Below are 15,535 nucleotides of genomic sequence, written 5' to 3'. Positions count from 1 at the left end.
AATGTTCGACGCATTACTGCGCATGCAGCTGGGTCCGATCATCGAACGCCTGGCCGAAATGGAAGCGGAAATCGACGACCTGCACCGCCGTGCCGAAAGCTTCTGCCGTATCGGCATTTGCCAGGCAGTCGACGCTGCGAGCAACACCTGTCAGGTCAGTCACGGTGGCTTGCTCACGCCAGCCATCAAGTTCTTCAACCCCAGCGCTGGCGCGCAGAGTGAGTCGCGGATTCCGACGGTGGGCGAGCAGTGTCTGCTGTTCAACTACGGCAGCGGCGAAAGTGGTGCACAGAGCGTGGCGTTGTTCGGTTTGAACAGTGACCGCTTTCCGCCAGCCTCTACGATCCCGACGCTGACCCGTCGCGTGCATGAGGACGGTAGCGAAAGCGGCTATGACGACGCCACCCACACCCTGCACTGGGAAAACGGCCCGGCAGCTTTCAGCGGTTCACGCGAATCGCTGGAGCTGAGCATCGGCCCGGCCCGGTTAGCGATGACACCACAACTGATCACCCTGCAACTCGGTGCCGTCGGCCTGACTATCGACGCTTCCGGCGTGCATTTCAGCGGCCCATTGGTCGATCACCAGGGCCGTGTCATCAGCCCCTGATTCAAGAGCTTCCCATGATCGGAATCGATAGAGACAGCGGGGTCACGGTCGACGACTGGCTGCAGTTTGTGCAGCGCGCGACCCGGGCCCTGACTACGCCGCTGGGTACCCGGCAAAAAAGGCCCTTGTACGGATCGCTGATCCCCTCGTTGTTGGGGCAGAACCTTGGTGACGACGTTCTGCTTCTGGCCCAGAGCCACGCCGCGCAAGCGTTCTACAACAAGCAAAACGGCATCGACGATTTTCAGCCACAAGTGATCGTCGCCAGCCGTCAGGGCGCCGGTCTGCTGCTGCGTTTCGCCGGCACCTGGAAAAACCGTCAACAAACCTTCGAGGTCGTGACATGAGCATGTTGATCCCCGGCCAGAACCAATTGGCCGAACCCGCGCTGATCACCGTTGAAGCCTTCGAAGACTTGCTCGCTGAGTTCAAGACTTTCGTCGTCGAATACGTCGGGGCGCGTTCGCCGGACAGTGCTGCGAAACTCAGGACCAGTCTCGAGAACGAAAGCGAACTGCTAACCCTCGCGCTTGAAGCTTTCTGCGTGCGGTTGCAAACCCACGAGCGCAAATACAACGCTCGCATCAAACAGATGCTGGCGTGGTGGGCGACGGGCAGCAACCTTGATGCACGGCTGGCGGACATGGGCCTTGAGCGGCAGTTGCTCGATCCCGGCGATCCGGCGGCATTCCCGCCGGTGCCGGCGATTTATGAAAGCGACGATGACGCCCGTTTGCGTTATTACCTGGCGCCCCATGCGCCGGCAGCCGGTTCGCGGATGCAGTATCGCCGCGAAGTCTTCACCCTCGGCGAGCGCCCAACGGTGCAGGTCGAATCCACCGAGGCAGGTGTGGTGAATGTCACTTACACCTTCAACCCGGACGGCCTCGCCGCGCAAGTCAAGGATGGCAATGCTCGGCGAACGGCACCGGGCGAAGTGCAGGTCACTGTCCTGTCCCGCGACGGTGATGGCACGCCCCCCGCGATATTGCTTGACGGCGTTCGTCAGCACTTCGCGCGGCCTGATGTGCGACCGGAAACCGACCTGGTTACGGTCAAGGCTGCCGACATTCAGCGCTACAGGATCCGCGTGGTCGCCAAAATCAATTCCGGCCCGGATTCGGGCCTGACCAAAGTCGCCGCGCAACAACAATTACAGGCCTACGCCGACAGTTGCCATCGCCTCGAAGGCCGGGTCGATCCGAGCTGGATCGACTACACGCTGCACAGCGCCGGTGCCGTGCAACTGCAGATTCTCGAACCGCTGGCGCCGATCGTGACCACGGCGTTTCAAGCGCCGTATTGCACGGCGGTCGAGGTTGAGGTGCTGACGCTATGAGTGAAAAAACTCAGCGCCCCACACTGCTGCCGGCCAACAGTTCGGCACTGGAACGAGGTCTGGATCTGGGCTTTGGCGCCTTGCTTGATCGCATCGCACCGCCGTTCCCGGAACTGATGAACCCCGCAGAAACCCCGGTTGCCTTTCTGCCGTATCTGGCGGCGGATCGCGGTGTTGCCGAATGGAGCAGCGCCGCACCGGAGGCGGAAAAACGCCTGACCGTCGAACTGGCCTGGCCCACCGCGCGTCAGGCCGGCACTCGCAAGGCGCTGGAAAACGCCGCCAAGGGTTTGCAACTACGCCCGGAAATCCGCGCTTGGTACGAACAGACACCGCCCGGCGCGCCGTACAGTTTTTCCGTTCGCGCCTTCAGCGACCAACCCTACAGCGAAGAAATCGATGCCCGTCTCGACCGACGCCTGGCGGATGCCAAGAGCGAACGCGATGTGCTGACGGTCTCGGTCGGCTTGAGCGCTTTCGGCAATCACGTCATCGGCGCCGCGACGTTCTGCGGCGAGCTGACCACGGTTTATCCAGTGTTCATCGAAGGGCTCGAAACCTCGGGAGAGGCATTCATGGCCGCCGGCATGTACACCGTCGAAACATCCACTATTTATCCTCAGGGGGCCTGAATGGCTGACTATTACACCCTGCTCACCAACGCAGGGATTGCCTACGAAACGGCGTGTAAAGCCGCGGGCACGCCGATCAAGTTGACGCAGATTTCCGTCGGTGACGGCGGCGAGGGCGGGGTCTACAACCCTGCCGCAACCGCCACCGCGCTGAAACGCGAAGTCTGGCGCGGGCCGCTCAATGCGCTGTTCCAGGACGAGAAGAACCCGAGCTGGCTGCTCGCCGAAGTGACCATTCCGCCGGATGTCGGCGGCTGGTATGTGCGAGAGGCGGGGCTTTGGACTGATACCGGGATTCTCTACGCCATCGTCAAATACCCGGAGTCGTTCAAACCGGTTCTGGCGACGTCGGGCTCGGGCAAAGAGTTCTACATTCGCTCGATTTTCGAGACCAGCAATGCATCGCTGGTGACGTTGTTGATTGATGACACGGTGGTTAAGGCCACTCGGGCATGGGTGGCTGGTTACGTGGCAGATGAACTGGCTAAGCTCGACAAAAAACAGTCGGTACGGGTCGCAACCAAAGCAAATATTGTATTGAGCGGCGCACAAATGATTGACGCGGTTGCTGTCATTTCAGGCGATCGCGTGCTCGTTAAAAACCAGACGCAAGCAAAGGACAACGGAATTTACATTGCGGCAAATGGTGCCTGGATTCGGGCGAAAGATGCCGATACCAGTGCGAAGGTAACGCCTAATCTAGAGGTTACGGTGGAAGCAGGGGCAACCCTCGCCGATACGATCTGGCAGCTGATTACAGATGGTCCGATAGTACTTGATACAACCCCATTGACGTTCCAGGACGTGACGGCGGGTTTTGCCCGTTTGATGTCGCCCGTGTTTGAGGGGGTGCCGACTTGTCCGACACCGGCGCAATTCGATGGTAGTCAGTTGCTGGTCAACGCGGAGTTTGTGCGGCGCCATGGATTGCAATACTCGTCGTTCAAGTCGGTTGGTAACAGTTATGTCGTGACGCTGGCTGACATTGGTGGACTAGTCAGTCTTTCGAATGCCGGACCGATCACTTGCACCCTCCCGCCGACCTCGTCGGTTCCCGCTACGGCAACTGCGATCATCACAATAGTCAGCGCTGGTACCGGGGCTGTAACGATTTCCGCAAACGCTGGTGGAGACACCCTGAATACGTCGACCGGGGTTGTTGGGCCAATTGTTCTTGGTCTGGGGGATACGGCAGAGTTTCTCAGGTTAAATGGACAATGGCGTTTGATAGGTGGAAGCGTCGTCATCCGCTACTCAAGTGTTATAAGCGCACCTGTATTCACCACTCAGCCACAGTTCGACACGAGCAAGGCATTTGCTACCACTGAGTTCGTTCAGCGTGCGGCAGGAAATTTCAGCGGTCAGACGAATATCGTGACTTTGCCAGCTTCGCTGGTTCCGGCCATGGCCGGGCGCAGAATCGTTATCACTGGGCCGGGCGCCGTGACACTGCCTCCGCTGGTCGCCAGCCCCGTTGGGTCCAAGTTCTACATCCTCAACATCGGAACAGCTGACGTGACACTGAATCGTCAGGGCAATGACACCATAGTAGCGCTCTCTAAAACGCTTACCAGTGTTACGGTTCAGAGCAATTCGAATCTTGTCGTTACTTGCGGCGATAACAATTATGTCGTTGAGGAAGGCGCTTCTTCGCTTAAGTATTCCAATGAATTTTCGGCGTCGTTGTCGTCGAACGGCTACCAGCAGCTCCCGAGTGGATTGATTATTCAATGGGGCACCACCACTACCACGGCAACCGCAGACCTGGCTGTCCTGTTCCCGATGACATTTCCGACGAGGTTGGTATCCCTCAATGGGACCGCTTATATCGGTGGCGGCGGTACTAGAGATACAAATGTCATGCTTCGGACTGATGGGCCGGGTAAGGCAGGTTTTAGTGCGGGTGCTTTCCTTTCCGGAACGCGAGTGGCAGAAGCGTTCTATTGGGTCGCTATTGGCTGGTAAGCCTGAGGATTTATTGTGAGCGTAAAACTGGTTGTATTTGATGAACAGCAAAACCTCTCGGGTCGTTACGACTCCGGAATACATGGAAAAAATGTTCCTGAAGGTGCAGTTGAGATCAGCGATGAGCTCTTCCTGAGAACGATCAACGAGACAGACGGTGTGTGGCGGTTGGTCGACGGCGAAGTGGTCAAGTCGCCTTTTCCGAAGATTGAGCCGAATTATCCAGCACTGTTTGCTGCCGAACGTTTTCGACACGAAACGTCAGCGATCTTCGTTGAAGCTTTGAATATCGAAACAACCCGCGACAGCCAGGCTCTGATCGCCAGCACCGGCCTATCAGCCATACTTGATCCTGATTACCGCTGTAACTTCAAGACCCTCGACGGCTTCGTCGAGATCGGCGCCGAACAAATCATTGCCATCGCCAAGGCTGTCCGGTCACACGTTCAGGCCTGCTTTGATCGCGAACTTGATCTGCTCCAGGCTTTTGAGGCTGGAACCTATAAAAATGAAATGCTCGCTGTAGGTTGGCCGGCCTAGGCACTGCCCGCACTGATCACTGCGCTTCAATAAACGCCCCACACCGTGGGGCGTTTTCATATCTGACCACTCGCGAGGGTGGTTTTAGAGTCGTCGTTAATCAAACAAGGAAGAACCTATGTTTTATGCACCCTCCACGGGCGGTTTTTACGATCCCGCCATCCATACAGAAATTCCAAGCGATGCTGTTGAAATCTCGCGTGAGTACTGGCGCGAGTTATTGAACGGGCTGTCTACCGGCAAGATGATTGTCATGAATGAAAATAACTATCCGGTACTGGTTGATCTGCCGGGGCCAACACCTGCGGAACTTGAGAGCATTGAACGCTACTGGCGCAAACAGCAGATCGCGCTCACTGATCCCGTAGTCAACCGTCACCGTGACGAGGTGGACCGTTGGCCAACCCAACTGACCCCGGCGCAATACATCGAGTTGCAAACGTACCGCCATGTGCTTCGTCTGTGGCCGGAGGGCGGTGAGTTGCCCTTGAGCGAACACCGCCCGGCAGCGCCGGAATGGCTCGCTAGCCTGCCTGAATAAAAACGCCCCGCACTGACGGGGCGTTTTCTTATCCGCTGATCAGCAACTGATAGCCCCTTGTTGAAACCAAGGGGCTTTTTCGTCTTTGGAGAAACCCGAATGGCAACCCGCCAAACCTACACCGTGCTCGTCCCATTCCCCACCGGCGGTGGGCACTGGTCGAGCATCGGTCAAGACCTTGATCTGCTCGACGTCGAGGCCAGTGCCTTGCACAGCGCCGGTCGACTGGAACTGAAAACCCCAACCACCCAGGCCAAAAAGGCCGCTGCCAAGAAGGCTGACTGACTATGGCTGAGGTTCTGAACTTCGAGCACAACGGCATTACCGTCAATGCCACCGAATCCCCCGAGGCCATGGGTGGCCTGGGTGACAACGTCATCGGTCTGGTTGGCACCGCGCCGAAAGCCGATCCGCTGATTCCGCGCAACGCACCGTTCCGCATCAACAGCTTCACCACCCACGCGCTACTCGATCCGACCGGTTCCGAAGAAGGCACCCTGTATCACGCGGTTTACCAGATCCTCAAAGTGGTCAAGGTGCCGGTCTACGTGGTCATCGTCGAAGCGGGCGCGACCCCGGCCGACACCGTTAACGCAGTGATCGGCGGTGTTGATCCACTGACCGGCCGCAAGCTCGGTCTGGCGGCGCTGGGCAGTGTTCCGGAAGACCTGACCATCATTGGCGCACCGGGCTTCACCGGCACCAAAGCGGTGGCCAGCGAGTTCGCCTCGTTCGGCAAGCGCATCAAGGCCCGTGTGGTGCTGGACGGCAAGGACGCCTCGGTCGCCGATCAAGTGCTGTACAGCCAGGAACTGGGCGGCGCCGATCTCGGTTTCGACCGCTGCCTGGTGGTGCACAACATGCCTGCGGTGTACTCGAAAGCGGCGAAGAAAAACGTTTTCCTGTCGCCTTCCAGTCTGGCGATTGCTGCGCTGGCCAAGGTCAAGCAGTGGGAGAGCCCGGGCAACCAGGTGACCTACGCCGAAGACGTTTCGCGGGTCGTTGAATACAACATTCTCGACACCTCCACCGAAGGCGATCTGCTTAACCGTTACGGCGTCAGCTACTACGCCCGCACCGTGCTCGGCGGCTTCTCGCTGCTGGGTAACCGCTCGATCACCGGCAAGTTCATCAGCTACGTCGGCCTCGAAGATGCGATCAGCCGCAAGCTGGTCAAGGCCGGCCAGAAAGCCATGGCCAAGAACCTCACCAAGTCGTTCATGGATCAAGAGGTCAAGCGCATCAACGACTGGCTGCAAACCCTGGTCGCCGACGAAACCATCCCTGGCGGCAGCGTGTATCTGCACCCGGAACTCAACAGCGTCGAGAAGTACAAGAACGGCACCTGGTACGTGGTTATCGACTACGGCCGCTACGCGCCGAACGAACACATGGTTTATCAACTCAACGCCCGCGATGAAATCATCGAGCAGTTCCTGGAGGACGTTCTCTAATGTTTACCAACCGCGTAAGACAGGCCATCGCGGCCACCCTGCAAGGCCTGCCGCTGTCGGCGACCGTTGAAGAATTCACCCCGCCGAAGATCGAATTCGATGTGGAAGAGATGCGTGGCGGCCGCTTCATCGTCGAAGAAATGGCCAAGGGCGGCAAAGCGCTCAACGCCAAGCTGACCCTGCAAGGCCTCGGCGCTGAAGTCATGCTCGCGCTGGGTGTGAAGCTGGGCGACGACATCCTGCTGAACGTGCGTGAAGCCGGTCAGGATCAGGATGGCAACACCTGGTTCACCTATCACACCGTCGGCGGCAAGCTGAAATCCCTCGAAGAAACCGCAGTGAAAATGGGTGAAAAACCCAAGACCAATCTGGAGCTGTCCTGCCGCACCTACAACCGCCTGGAAAACGGCGTACCGGTGATCGACATCGACGTGCGCACCCAGAAGTTCGTGCTCAACGGCGTCGACATCCTTGGTGATGCCCGGCGTGCGGTGCTGATGCCGTAACCCGTTACACCGCAAAACCTGTGGGAGCGAGCCTGCTCGCGAAGAGGCCATCACATTCGCTACCGATGTGACTGTAAGACCGCTTTCGCGAGCAGGCTCGCTCCCACATTGGGCCAGGTTGACTGGCCCCTTTGCGCAACACCCCCCAAGAATCACCAAGGAATTCATACATGTCGTGGATGCCACCCCAGCATGACCTGTTGTCGCCGATCACCGGCGACGACGGTTCGCAGATCAACCAGATCCAGCTCAAGCCGCTGTTCTACGCCGCGCAAAAAGAAGCGCTGGAGCGCGCCGGCGATGATGAAGACGATCAGTTCTTCGAACTGGCGCTGCTCGCTACTGGCCTGTCGGTCAAGGAACTCGACCAGCTCAAGCGCCCGGACTACGTAAGCATCGCCCAGTACGTGCACGAGATGTCGACACGCCCTGCGTCGTACTTTCTGGAGCAGGTCGAAGATGCGGAAAAATCCGCCGATCCCGACCAGGTGCAATTGCTGCAACCGCTCGCCGTGACCGGCCGCACCGTGACCTCGCTGTCGCTGGAAATGCCTGCACTGCGCGCCACCAAAGTGATGAAGAAACTGAAAACGGCCAAGGAACGCGCCGAGTTCATCACTGCCCATTGCACCGGTCTGATGATCCCCGATCTGGCCCTGATGACCGTCCCGGACTGGACGCAATTGCAGGTGCGCATCGACGATTTTTTAAACCAGCCGGCGGCCTACTTTCGGAACGCGACATCGAAGTAATCCTCGATATCGTCCCGCTCATTTACCCGGTAAGTGAAGCGGAAATTCTCGAATGGGACGCCGAAAAGGCGTTGCGCCGCTACGACATAGCGATCACTCGCCTTGGCGTGAAACAGGAGTAGAGCGGCAATGGCAGAGAACAGATATGCGCTCACATACGCCGGTGAGAGCGGCAATACAACGGGCGGATTAACACTGCCCGACAACCTCGGAAAACCGCTGCAGGATTTGAACCTGACACTGGCCTTGGCAAGCGTGGATATCCGTTTGCTGACCCAAGAGCAGATCAAGCTGCGCGAACTGTTGGTCAGCCAGCGATCGCTATTCAAGGTTGTGGCGGCAGCCCCTGCTGCCAATAGTGAGCCGAAGTCAAAGCTCAAGGCAGAGGTCGAGCAGCGCTCACCCCCCAAAGCCATGCAAGCGACGATGGCACAGCAGACCTCTTTGTCTGAACTCAATCGAGTGCTGAAACTGGACAAGGATCAACTTCAGGCGCTTTCACAAGAAACCCTGAGGATGGCCAGCGAGAAACAGGTTGCTCCCAGTGGCGCCACCGGCGTGGATCTGCTGCAGGTACAACTGGCTGCGGCCAAGTCGGGGGTAGGTGAAGGCCTTCAACCCGAGCTTAAAGTTGCCGCCTTGACCGACTTCGCTCGTGACGCGGCGATCAACGCTTCGGCGTTCGGCGTTGATGTGAAAACAGCCAGCGAGATGATGCTGGCCTGGCAATCCGCGATGAACCTTGATCGTGGCAAGAGCCAAAGCCTGGCCGATGCGACCAATTATCTGGGGCACAGCACGCTGGACGCGACATCGGCGGACATCGGCTCAGTTGTACAGAGTGTTGGTGAAAAAGCCGTCGCCGGCGGACTCACGCCGGAGCAGGTCGCGGCACTGGCCGCAGCGTTTTTGAACAGCGGTGTCGACAAGTCCGCAGCGGGAGCCGGGCTCAACAGTCTGATGACGGTGCTTGCCAAGGCCGACACGGCCACGGATGAGCAGCGCACTGCCTGGGCTTCGCTGGGCAATGGACTGGGGCCGGAGGCAGTCGCCACTGGCATGAAGACCGATGCGTCGGCGACCATCATCAAGGTCATGGAAGCCCTCAAGGACAAGAAGCCCGAAGAGAAGGAGGCTTTGACCAAGACCCTCTTCAGTGGCAACGACGCCATTCTCAAGTTGCTGAAAAAGCCTGAGGACGTGACCAAGGCGTTCAGTCTGCTGACTGTGCCGAATCCCGAAGCCCCGTCGAAGCTCGATTACGCCGGGTCAGTTGCCAAAGACGCTGAGCAATTGGGGGGCACCTCGCAAGGACGCGTCAATGCGCTGGACGCCAGTGTCACGCGGTTGTCTACGGCCGCTGGCGGCGCACTGACCAATGCGTTCGATGTTGTGGTGGTCTCTCTGGATGCTGTCGCCAGTGGCATGGCCCGTTTTGCCGAGGAGCAACCCAGGGCGACGGCGGCGCTGCTAATGCTGGGCGGCGTTATTGCCGTGTCCCGGGGCGCGCAAATCAAAGCCGCCACGACCTCGATCATTCGCGGTGCGGCGACAAAATTGCTGACGACGGCAGGCGCCGGTCCTCTTATTGATGTTCTGGATCAGCCTGCCAGCGCTGGCGACACCGGCAAGCCCGACAAGTCCGCCAAACCCGACAAGCCTGAAAAAACTGACAAACCCGAAAAAAACGGCAAGCCCAAAAAGCGCCGAAACCCGGCCAAACCCAAAGCCTCCGTCAACCTCCCATCTGTCGAGCCGCTAGCACCTGAGCAACCACGTCCGACATTGCGCAGCCGTTTCACCGACGCCAAATCCCTGGCCAAGGGATTCAGCAAAACCAATGCACTGCTGACCGTGGCCGCTGCGGCTCCCGATGTGTTGAAGGGGCTGGAGGAAGGCGATAACAAACTGGTCGGCGGTGCGCTGGGTTCAGCCGGCGGCAGTCTGGCCGGTGGTTATGCCGGTGCGGTTGCCGGCGCGATGATCGGCAGTTTCATTCCCGTCATCGGCACGGCCATCGGTGGCGTGGTGGGCGGCATCGTCGGCAGTACGATGGGCAGCATGGGCGGTTCTTGGCTCGGTGAAAAACTGGCACCGGCCTCCGACAAACTCGCCCCGCCGGCAGACGTCGCCAAAGAACTGCCGAGCGCGCAGACGCAAAATCAGCAGGTGAGCTTTTCACCGTTGATCCAGGTCACCTGTCCGGCTCCGGACACGGCTGAACAAATCCGCACAATCATCGGGCAGCAACTGAGTGGACAATTCCACGGCCAGTTCCTGCCGTTGTTGACCAACAACCCACTCGCCACCCGCCGTGACGCAGCCCTGACCGATGGAGCCGCCTGATGAAACAACAAATGGCATTAGGCAGTTTCATCTTCGGCCTCTCGCGCCAATTTGCGTACCACACGTTGTTGCGCAAGTCCGATGGTGGCTGGACAGAAATACAGATTCTCACCAGCAAACCCAAATCCAGCCAGACCGGACAGAAGCCGGAAACCCTGACCATCACCGGCAAGTCGATGTACGCCGTGGCCATGGACCGGCTGGATGAACTGCGCGCCTTGCAGGCGCTGCGTATTCCGCTGCCGCTGATCGATGGCATCGGTCGCAACTGGGGGCTGTGGCGGATCAACAACGTTCAGGAAACCCAGACCCAGATCATCGATGACGGCACGGCGATGGTGGTCGATTGGGTCATCGAATTGGCGGAGTTCAACAATGCGTAAGGTTCGAAGCGTGGCCGGTGATTCGGTGAATCTGCTGCTCTACCGCGAAACCGGGCGCAGCGACGATGCCGCTGAAGAAGCCCTGTGGAAGCTCAACCCGACCCTGGCCGAGCACGGCCCGGTTCTGCCCGCTGGCATCTGGGTCGTGCTGCCTGAACTCGACAGCAAACCTGCTGCGATCAAAGCGCTCACGGCCTGGGATTAAGGAGGTTGTATGGCATTGGGTTTTACCCCGGTCGTGCAGATTTATGGCGCAAACGCGGATCTGCTCAACCAGCGTCTTATCAGTTGGGAGCACATTGATGCCGCCGGTATCGAGTCGGATCAACTGACCCTGACCATTGATCTGGAAGGTCTCGAAGGGCTGCCAAATCTGGGCGGGAAAATCGGCCTGCTGGTGGGTTACCTGGAAATGGAAGAGATGGTCGACAAGGGCCAGTTCAAAGTCACTCGCCTGACACCGACGCTGTTTCCGTTTCGCCTGACCCTGGTGGCCACTGCCGCGCCGTTCAGCAAGGATGACGAGACCGGCTTCAAGCAGCGCCGCACTGCCAGTCATGGACCGACGACGCTTGGTCAATTGTTTAGCCAACTGGTGTCGCAGCACGGCTTTTCATCGCGTGTCGCTGCGGACGTGTCGATGATCAAGATCACCCACGTCGACCAGTCCAATGAAACTGACATGGGCTTTCTGACGCGGCTGGCAAAGAAGTACAACCTGGTCGCCAAACCTTATGGCGATGCGTATGTGCTGGCGCGGCCCGGGCAGATCAAATCAATCTCGGGGCAGAAACTGCAGGATGTGACGTTGTCGGTCACCCACGACAATCGTCCCGGTGATCACGCCTTCATCAGCGCCACGCTGGAAGAGGCCGCCCGCGAACAGGCCAAGGGCTGCAAGACCTGTTTTGTCGATGCGGTTACAGGCGTTTTGCACTGGGTCGAAACGGGACTTGCGCCGTTCAAGACCATCCGCCAGAAGCAACCCAACGAAGCGGATGCCATCGCCGTCGGCGAGGGCGAAGTGCGCAAAATGCTCCGGCAAAAGTACAAGGTGAAGATCACCTGCCCCGGCGATCCGCGACTGGCCGCTGAAGGCCTGGTACTGCTTGATGACACCTGGCCGGACTTCATGCGCGGGCGCTGGTCGATCGACAAGGTCACCGCCAGCGGCAATCGCGAGAACAGCTATCGCTGCCTGATCGATGCGTCGTGCCTCGACCCGAAAGCCGAAGCCAAAGACTGATCTCACAGCCCACGAGTCCCCTGTAGGAGTGAGCCTGCTCGCGATAGCGGTGTGTCAGGCACATTGATTTTGAATGTGGCACCGCCATCGCGAGCAGGCTCACTCCTACAGGGGCCTGCGGTAACTCCCACTATTCTGGAACACCCCCATGAAGATCACCCCGATCCTCACGCAACTGCGTGGGCAATGCCCTGGCCTTGCCAATCACATTTCGGTGGGTGTCGATCTGGCGCTGCTACAAGGCAACCCGGATCTGCCGACACCCTCGGCCCATGTGCTGCCACTGGCCGACTTGGCGAGTGAAAGCACCAGCCAAAACCTCACTACTCAACCGATCCGCGACCGCTTCGAAATCGTCCTGGCGCTTGACGCCAGCGACGCTACAAAAGCGCTGGATCTGTTGCACGACCTGCGCGCCGAACTGTGGCGTGCGCTGGTGGGGTTCAAGCCCGATTCCGACTACAGCGCCATCGTTTACGACGGCGGCGAAATGGTCTCGATCAACAGCAGCCGCGTGTTCTACCGGCTGCGCTTTTTTGCCGAGTTCCAGCTTGGCCGCAATCTGCCGAGTCAGCCTGCGGAGAGTTGGCACGAACGCGAACTGGACGGTTTGTCGTCCTTTACCGGGGCCACCGTGCGGGTCGATGCGATCGACCCGGCCGACCCCAACCTGAAACGCCCGGGCCCCGATGGGCGCGTGGAAATGACTTTCTCTGGAGACGTAACCCCATGAGCAATCGCATCACCGTACTGCCGGCCGCCGGCCGCGTCGTACCTGACCCGGAGGCGGGCGATCTGCTGCCGGTCGAAGGCCGTGAAGTGCTGGACAGCGCCTGGTGGCGCCGACGTCTGGCCGACGGCGACATCACCCTCAAAACCGCACCAGCCAAACAAAAGGGAGCCAAATAATGGCGATCGGATTCAGCAACATCCCCGCGGACATTCGTGTACCGCTGTTCTATGCCGAAATGGACAACTCGGCCGCCAATAGCGCGAGCTCGACCCTGCGTCGTTTGATCGTCGCTCAGGTCAACGACAACATCGCCCCGACCGAAGTCGGCAAACTGGTGTTGGTCTCCAGCGTTGCGCTGGCCAAGAGCATCGGCGGCCAAGGCTCGATGCTCGCCGCGATGTACGAGACCTTCCGCAAGGCTGACCCGATCGGTGAGATCTGGTGCCTGCCGCTGCACAACACCGAAGGCGCGATCGCCAAAGGTGTGCTGACCCTTACTGGCACCGCGACTCAGGCTGGTGTGTTGAATCTGTATGTCGGCGGCGTGCGTGTGCAAGCCACCGTGGTCAACGGTGCCAGCGCTGCGCAAGCGGCCACCGCCCTGGCGCAGAAAATCAACGCCACTGCCGATCTGCCGGTGAGCGCTGCGGCTGCCGAAGGTGTGGTCACCCTGAGCGCCAAATGGACTGGCGACAGCGGTAACGACATCAGCCTGCAATTCAATCGCCTGGGCAAGAGCAACGGCGAAGACACCCCGGCCGGCCTGACCACTGCGATCACTGCCATGACTGGCGGCGCCGGTGTGCCGGATCAAGTGGAAGCCATCGCCGCACTGGGTGACGAGCCGTTCGAGTTCATCGCACTGCCATGGTCGGATCTTTCGACGCTCAATACCTGGCAAGCGGTCATGGATGACAGCACCGGTCGCTGGTCGTGGGCCAAGCAACTGTTTGGTCACGTCTACAGCGCCAAGCGCGGCACTGTCGGCACTCTGGTTGCTGCCGGCCAGGCACGCAACGACCAGCACATGACCATTCAGGCGCTGGAGCCGGGCGTTCCGCAACCGTTCTGGGTACAAGCCGCTGCACTGGCTGCACGCACCGCGGTGTTCATCTCTGCCGACGCTAGCCGTCCGACGCAAAGCGGCAGTCTGCCGGGTGTTGATCCGGCACCGGCCAGCGAACGCTTCACCCTGACCGAGCGTCAGTCGCTGCTCAACTACGGCATCGCCACCGCGTATTACGAAGGCGGTTACGTGCGCATCCAGCGCTCGATCACCACCTACCAGAAAAACGCTTACGGTCAGGCCGACAACTCCTACCTGGACAGCGAAACCATGCACCAGTCGGCGTTCATCGTGCGCCGTCTGCAAAGCGTGATCACCAGCAAGTACGGCCGGCACAAACTGGCTTCCGACGGCACCCGTTTCGGCGCCGGCCAGCCAATCGTGACGCCAGCGACCATTCGCGGTGAGCTGATCGCCCAGTACGCCAAGCTCGAACTGGAAGGCCACGTCGAGAACGCCGAGCTGTTCGCCGAGCACCTGATCGTCGAGCGCGACGTGCAGGACCCGAGCCGCGTGAACGTGCTGTTCCCGCCGGATTACATCAACGGTCTGCGTGTGTTCGCGCTGCTCAACCAATTCCGTCTGCAGTACGACGACGCGGCTTGATCCGCGCGTTTGACGGCAAGTTTTCAGCCCACCTCGCGTGGGCTTTTTCATTCAAGGGAGTAACACCATGGGTCAACTGATTGCAGGCACCTGCTACGTCAAAGTCGACGGCGCACAACTGACCATCAATGGCGGCTGCGAAGCCCCGCTGATGGCGGTCAAACGCGAAACCGTCGTACCCGGCTTCTACAAGGAAACCGACATCGCGCCGTCGTTCAAAGTGACCGCGCTGCACACCGCCGACTTCCCGCTGAAGAAGCTGATCGAAGGCACCGATATCACCGTCACTTGCGAATTCAGCAACGGCAAAGTCTACGTGCTGGCCGGCGCTTATCTGGTTGAAGAGCCAGTTTCCAAGGGCGATGACGCGACCATCGAACTGAAATTCGAAGGTATCAAGGGGACCTGGCAATGAGCGGCGCCGTGAAGCTTCAGGTTGCGATCGAAGCTCACGGCGAGCCCCTGACCGAACTCGTCCTGCGCCGTCCGACGGTGCAGGAAGTGCGAGCGATCAAGGCGCTGCCGTACAAGATCGACAAGAGCGAAGAAGTCAGCCTCGACATGGACGTGGCGGCCAAATACATCGCCGTGTGCGCCGGCATTCCGCCGTCGTCGGTCAACCAGCTGGATCTGGCTGATCTCAATGCGCTGAGCTGGGCCGTTGCGAGTTTTTTCATGAGTGCGGCGTCGGCGCCATCACCGACCTGATCGCCGTCGCCTATGACCTGGCCTGGTTCTGGAAGGTTGACCCCGAACAGATGATGGCCAGGCCACTGGATGTGCTCCGCGAATCGCTGGAGCACGCGCAACGGATCA

At 59.5% G+C, this 15,535-nt stretch carries 20 protein-coding genes; all 20 read left to right on the top strand.

Translation table 11 applies throughout. From position 1 onward, the window contains the following. The first annotated feature begins 1 nt into the window (after position 1). The 20 genes from ACOYXJ_RS03445 to ACOYXJ_RS03350 all read left to right on the top strand — a co-directional run bounded on the left by ACOYXJ_RS03445 (position 2) and on the right by ACOYXJ_RS03350 (position 15,427). On the top strand, positions 2 to 610 hold the full coding sequence (locus ACOYXJ_RS03445) for a phage baseplate assembly protein V (RefSeq protein WP_460367912.1): 609 nt from the start codon (positions 2 to 4) through the stop codon (positions 608 to 610). A 14-nt stretch (positions 611 to 624) separates the two neighbouring features. Beyond that, the gene (locus ACOYXJ_RS03440) at positions 625 to 957 is read left to right on the top strand and encodes a phage baseplate protein (protein ID WP_150792494.1); all 333 of its coding nucleotides are present in this window, start codon (positions 625 to 627) and stop codon (positions 955 to 957) included. After that, positions 954 to 1,949 (top strand): baseplate J/gp47 family protein, encoded by a 996-nt coding sequence (locus tag ACOYXJ_RS03435; RefSeq protein WP_460367910.1) that lies wholly within the window; start codon positions 954 to 956, stop codon positions 1,947 to 1,949. Before ACOYXJ_RS03440 ends, ACOYXJ_RS03435 begins: the two co-directional genes overlap by 4 nt. Then, positions 1,946 to 2,581 (top strand): phage tail protein I, encoded by a 636-nt coding sequence (locus ACOYXJ_RS03430; RefSeq protein ID WP_460367907.1) that lies wholly within the window; start codon positions 1,946 to 1,948, stop codon positions 2,579 to 2,581. The genes ACOYXJ_RS03435 and ACOYXJ_RS03430 overlap by 4 nt, the downstream gene beginning before the upstream one ends. After that, positions 2,582 to 4,546, top strand: a complete 1,965-nt coding sequence (locus ACOYXJ_RS03425; protein ID WP_224796875.1) for a phage tail protein — start codon at positions 2,582 to 2,584, stop codon at positions 4,544 to 4,546. It abuts the gene before it with no gap. A gap of 15 nt (positions 4,547 to 4,561) precedes the next feature. Continuing rightward, a complete protein-coding gene (locus ACOYXJ_RS03420) occupies positions 4,562 to 5,086 on the top strand; it encodes a DUF4376 domain-containing protein (protein ID WP_224796876.1) in 525 nt (174 codons plus the stop codon). Positions 5,087 to 5,204: 118 nt separating this feature from the next. Then, complete coding sequence (locus tag ACOYXJ_RS03415; RefSeq protein WP_150706093.1) at positions 5,205 to 5,627, top strand: phage tail protein; 423 nt, start codon at positions 5,205 to 5,207, stop codon at positions 5,625 to 5,627. Between the two features lie 99 nt (positions 5,628 to 5,726). Beyond that, complete coding sequence (locus tag ACOYXJ_RS03410; protein WP_460367903.1) at positions 5,727 to 5,912, top strand: hypothetical protein; 186 nt, start codon at positions 5,727 to 5,729, stop codon at positions 5,910 to 5,912. Positions 5,913 to 5,914: 2 nt separating this feature from the next. After that, positions 5,915 to 7,081 carry a phage tail sheath protein gene (locus ACOYXJ_RS03405; RefSeq protein WP_064120771.1) on the top strand — a complete coding sequence of 389 codons (1,167 nt, stop codon included), beginning with the start codon at positions 5,915 to 5,917 and terminating at the stop codon, positions 7,079 to 7,081. Then, positions 7,081 to 7,587: a phage major tail tube protein gene (locus ACOYXJ_RS03400; RefSeq protein WP_016985055.1), complete on the top strand. Its 507-nt coding sequence runs from the start codon at positions 7,081 to 7,083 to the stop codon at positions 7,585 to 7,587. Before ACOYXJ_RS03405 ends, ACOYXJ_RS03400 begins: the two co-directional genes overlap by 1 nt. Before the next feature lie 170 nt (positions 7,588 to 7,757). Next, entirely contained in the window at positions 7,758 to 8,339 is a 582-nt protein-coding gene (locus tag ACOYXJ_RS03395; RefSeq protein WP_150792499.1) for a phage tail assembly protein, read from the top strand. A gap of 129 nt (positions 8,340 to 8,468) precedes the next feature. Next, complete coding sequence (locus ACOYXJ_RS03390) at positions 8,469 to 10,685, top strand: phage tail tape measure protein (RefSeq protein WP_460367900.1); 2,217 nt, start codon at positions 8,469 to 8,471, stop codon at positions 10,683 to 10,685. Beyond that, the gene (locus ACOYXJ_RS03385) at positions 10,685 to 11,068 is read left to right on the top strand and encodes a phage tail protein (RefSeq protein WP_102902635.1); all 384 of its coding nucleotides are present in this window, start codon (positions 10,685 to 10,687) and stop codon (positions 11,066 to 11,068) included. The genes ACOYXJ_RS03390 and ACOYXJ_RS03385 overlap by 1 nt, the downstream gene beginning before the upstream one ends. Next, positions 11,061 to 11,273: a tail protein X gene (locus ACOYXJ_RS03380; RefSeq protein ID WP_064393145.1), complete on the top strand. Its 213-nt coding sequence runs from the start codon at positions 11,061 to 11,063 to the stop codon at positions 11,271 to 11,273. Before ACOYXJ_RS03385 ends, ACOYXJ_RS03380 begins: the two co-directional genes overlap by 8 nt. Positions 11,274 to 11,282: 9 nt before the next feature. Next, positions 11,283 to 12,314, top strand: coding sequence for a phage late control D family protein (locus ACOYXJ_RS03375; protein ID WP_460367898.1), 1,032 nt, complete (start codon positions 11,283 to 11,285; stop codon positions 12,312 to 12,314). A gap of 148 nt (positions 12,315 to 12,462) precedes the next feature. After that, a complete protein-coding gene (locus ACOYXJ_RS03370; RefSeq protein WP_460367896.1) occupies positions 12,463 to 13,047 on the top strand; it encodes a phage tail terminator protein in 585 nt (194 codons plus the stop codon). Then, positions 13,044 to 13,223 carry a DUF2635 domain-containing protein gene (locus ACOYXJ_RS03365; RefSeq protein ID WP_102902639.1) on the top strand — a complete coding sequence of 60 codons (180 nt, stop codon included), beginning with the start codon at positions 13,044 to 13,046 and terminating at the stop codon, positions 13,221 to 13,223. The genes ACOYXJ_RS03370 and ACOYXJ_RS03365 overlap by 4 nt, the downstream gene beginning before the upstream one ends. Continuing rightward, the gene (locus ACOYXJ_RS03360) at positions 13,223 to 14,719 is read left to right on the top strand and encodes a phage tail sheath subtilisin-like domain-containing protein (protein ID WP_460367894.1); all 1,497 of its coding nucleotides are present in this window, start codon (positions 13,223 to 13,225) and stop codon (positions 14,717 to 14,719) included. The genes ACOYXJ_RS03365 and ACOYXJ_RS03360 overlap by 1 nt, the downstream gene beginning before the upstream one ends. Before the next feature lie 67 nt (positions 14,720 to 14,786). After that, a complete protein-coding gene (locus ACOYXJ_RS03355; RefSeq protein ID WP_007908779.1) occupies positions 14,787 to 15,134 on the top strand; it encodes a phage tail tube protein in 348 nt (115 codons plus the stop codon). Further along, on the top strand, positions 15,131 to 15,427 hold the full coding sequence (locus ACOYXJ_RS03350; RefSeq protein WP_007908778.1) for a phage tail assembly protein: 297 nt from the start codon (positions 15,131 to 15,133) through the stop codon (positions 15,425 to 15,427). Before ACOYXJ_RS03355 ends, ACOYXJ_RS03350 begins: the two co-directional genes overlap by 4 nt. The last annotated feature ends 108 nt before the right edge of the window (positions 15,428 to 15,535 follow it).

This window comes from Pseudomonas sp. Tul2A7 (genome assembly GCF_054790505.1).
Note: the sequence above shows the minus strand (reverse complement) of the source record. Positions and strands in the feature narration are given on the sequence as shown.

Bases quoted from the DNA above. Each gene is read 5' to 3' on its own strand.
- ACOYXJ_RS03400 (WP_016985055.1), top strand. From the start codon at position 7,081: ATGTTTACCAACCGCGTAAGACAGGCCATCGCGGCCACCCTGCAAGGC.
- ACOYXJ_RS03435 (WP_460367910.1), top strand. From the start codon at position 954: ATGAGCATGTTGATCCCCGGCCAGAACCAATTGGCCGAACCCGCGCTG.
- ACOYXJ_RS03395 (WP_150792499.1), top strand. From the start codon at position 7,758: ATGTCGTGGATGCCACCCCAGCATGACCTGTTGTCGCCGATCACCGGC.
- ACOYXJ_RS03350 (WP_007908778.1), top strand. From the start codon at position 15,131: ATGAGCGGCGCCGTGAAGCTTCAGGTTGCGATCGAAGCTCACGGCGAG.
- ACOYXJ_RS03425 (WP_224796875.1), top strand. From the start codon at position 2,582: ATGGCTGACTATTACACCCTGCTCACCAACGCAGGGATTGCCTACGAA.
- ACOYXJ_RS03445 (WP_460367912.1), top strand. From the start codon at position 2: ATGTTCGACGCATTACTGCGCATGCAGCTGGGTCCGATCATCGAACGC.
- ACOYXJ_RS03430 (WP_460367907.1), top strand. From the start codon at position 1,946: ATGAGTGAAAAAACTCAGCGCCCCACACTGCTGCCGGCCAACAGTTCG.
- ACOYXJ_RS03375 (WP_460367898.1), top strand. From the start codon at position 11,283: ATGGCATTGGGTTTTACCCCGGTCGTGCAGATTTATGGCGCAAACGCG.
- ACOYXJ_RS03370 (WP_460367896.1), top strand. From the start codon at position 12,463: ATGAAGATCACCCCGATCCTCACGCAACTGCGTGGGCAATGCCCTGGC.
- ACOYXJ_RS03390 (WP_460367900.1), top strand. From the start codon at position 8,469: ATGGCAGAGAACAGATATGCGCTCACATACGCCGGTGAGAGCGGCAAT.
- ACOYXJ_RS03385 (WP_102902635.1), top strand. From the start codon at position 10,685: ATGAAACAACAAATGGCATTAGGCAGTTTCATCTTCGGCCTCTCGCGC.
- ACOYXJ_RS03405 (WP_064120771.1), top strand. From the start codon at position 5,915: ATGGCTGAGGTTCTGAACTTCGAGCACAACGGCATTACCGTCAATGCC.
- ACOYXJ_RS03360 (WP_460367894.1), top strand. From the start codon at position 13,223: ATGGCGATCGGATTCAGCAACATCCCCGCGGACATTCGTGTACCGCTG.
- ACOYXJ_RS03355 (WP_007908779.1), top strand. From the start codon at position 14,787: ATGGGTCAACTGATTGCAGGCACCTGCTACGTCAAAGTCGACGGCGCA.
- ACOYXJ_RS03380 (WP_064393145.1), top strand. From the start codon at position 11,061: ATGCGTAAGGTTCGAAGCGTGGCCGGTGATTCGGTGAATCTGCTGCTC.
- ACOYXJ_RS03440 (WP_150792494.1), top strand. From the start codon at position 625: ATGATCGGAATCGATAGAGACAGCGGGGTCACGGTCGACGACTGGCTG.
- ACOYXJ_RS03365 (WP_102902639.1), top strand. From the start codon at position 13,044: ATGAGCAATCGCATCACCGTACTGCCGGCCGCCGGCCGCGTCGTACCT.
- ACOYXJ_RS03415 (WP_150706093.1), top strand. From the start codon at position 5,205: ATGTTTTATGCACCCTCCACGGGCGGTTTTTACGATCCCGCCATCCAT.
- ACOYXJ_RS03410 (WP_460367903.1), top strand. From the start codon at position 5,727: ATGGCAACCCGCCAAACCTACACCGTGCTCGTCCCATTCCCCACCGGC.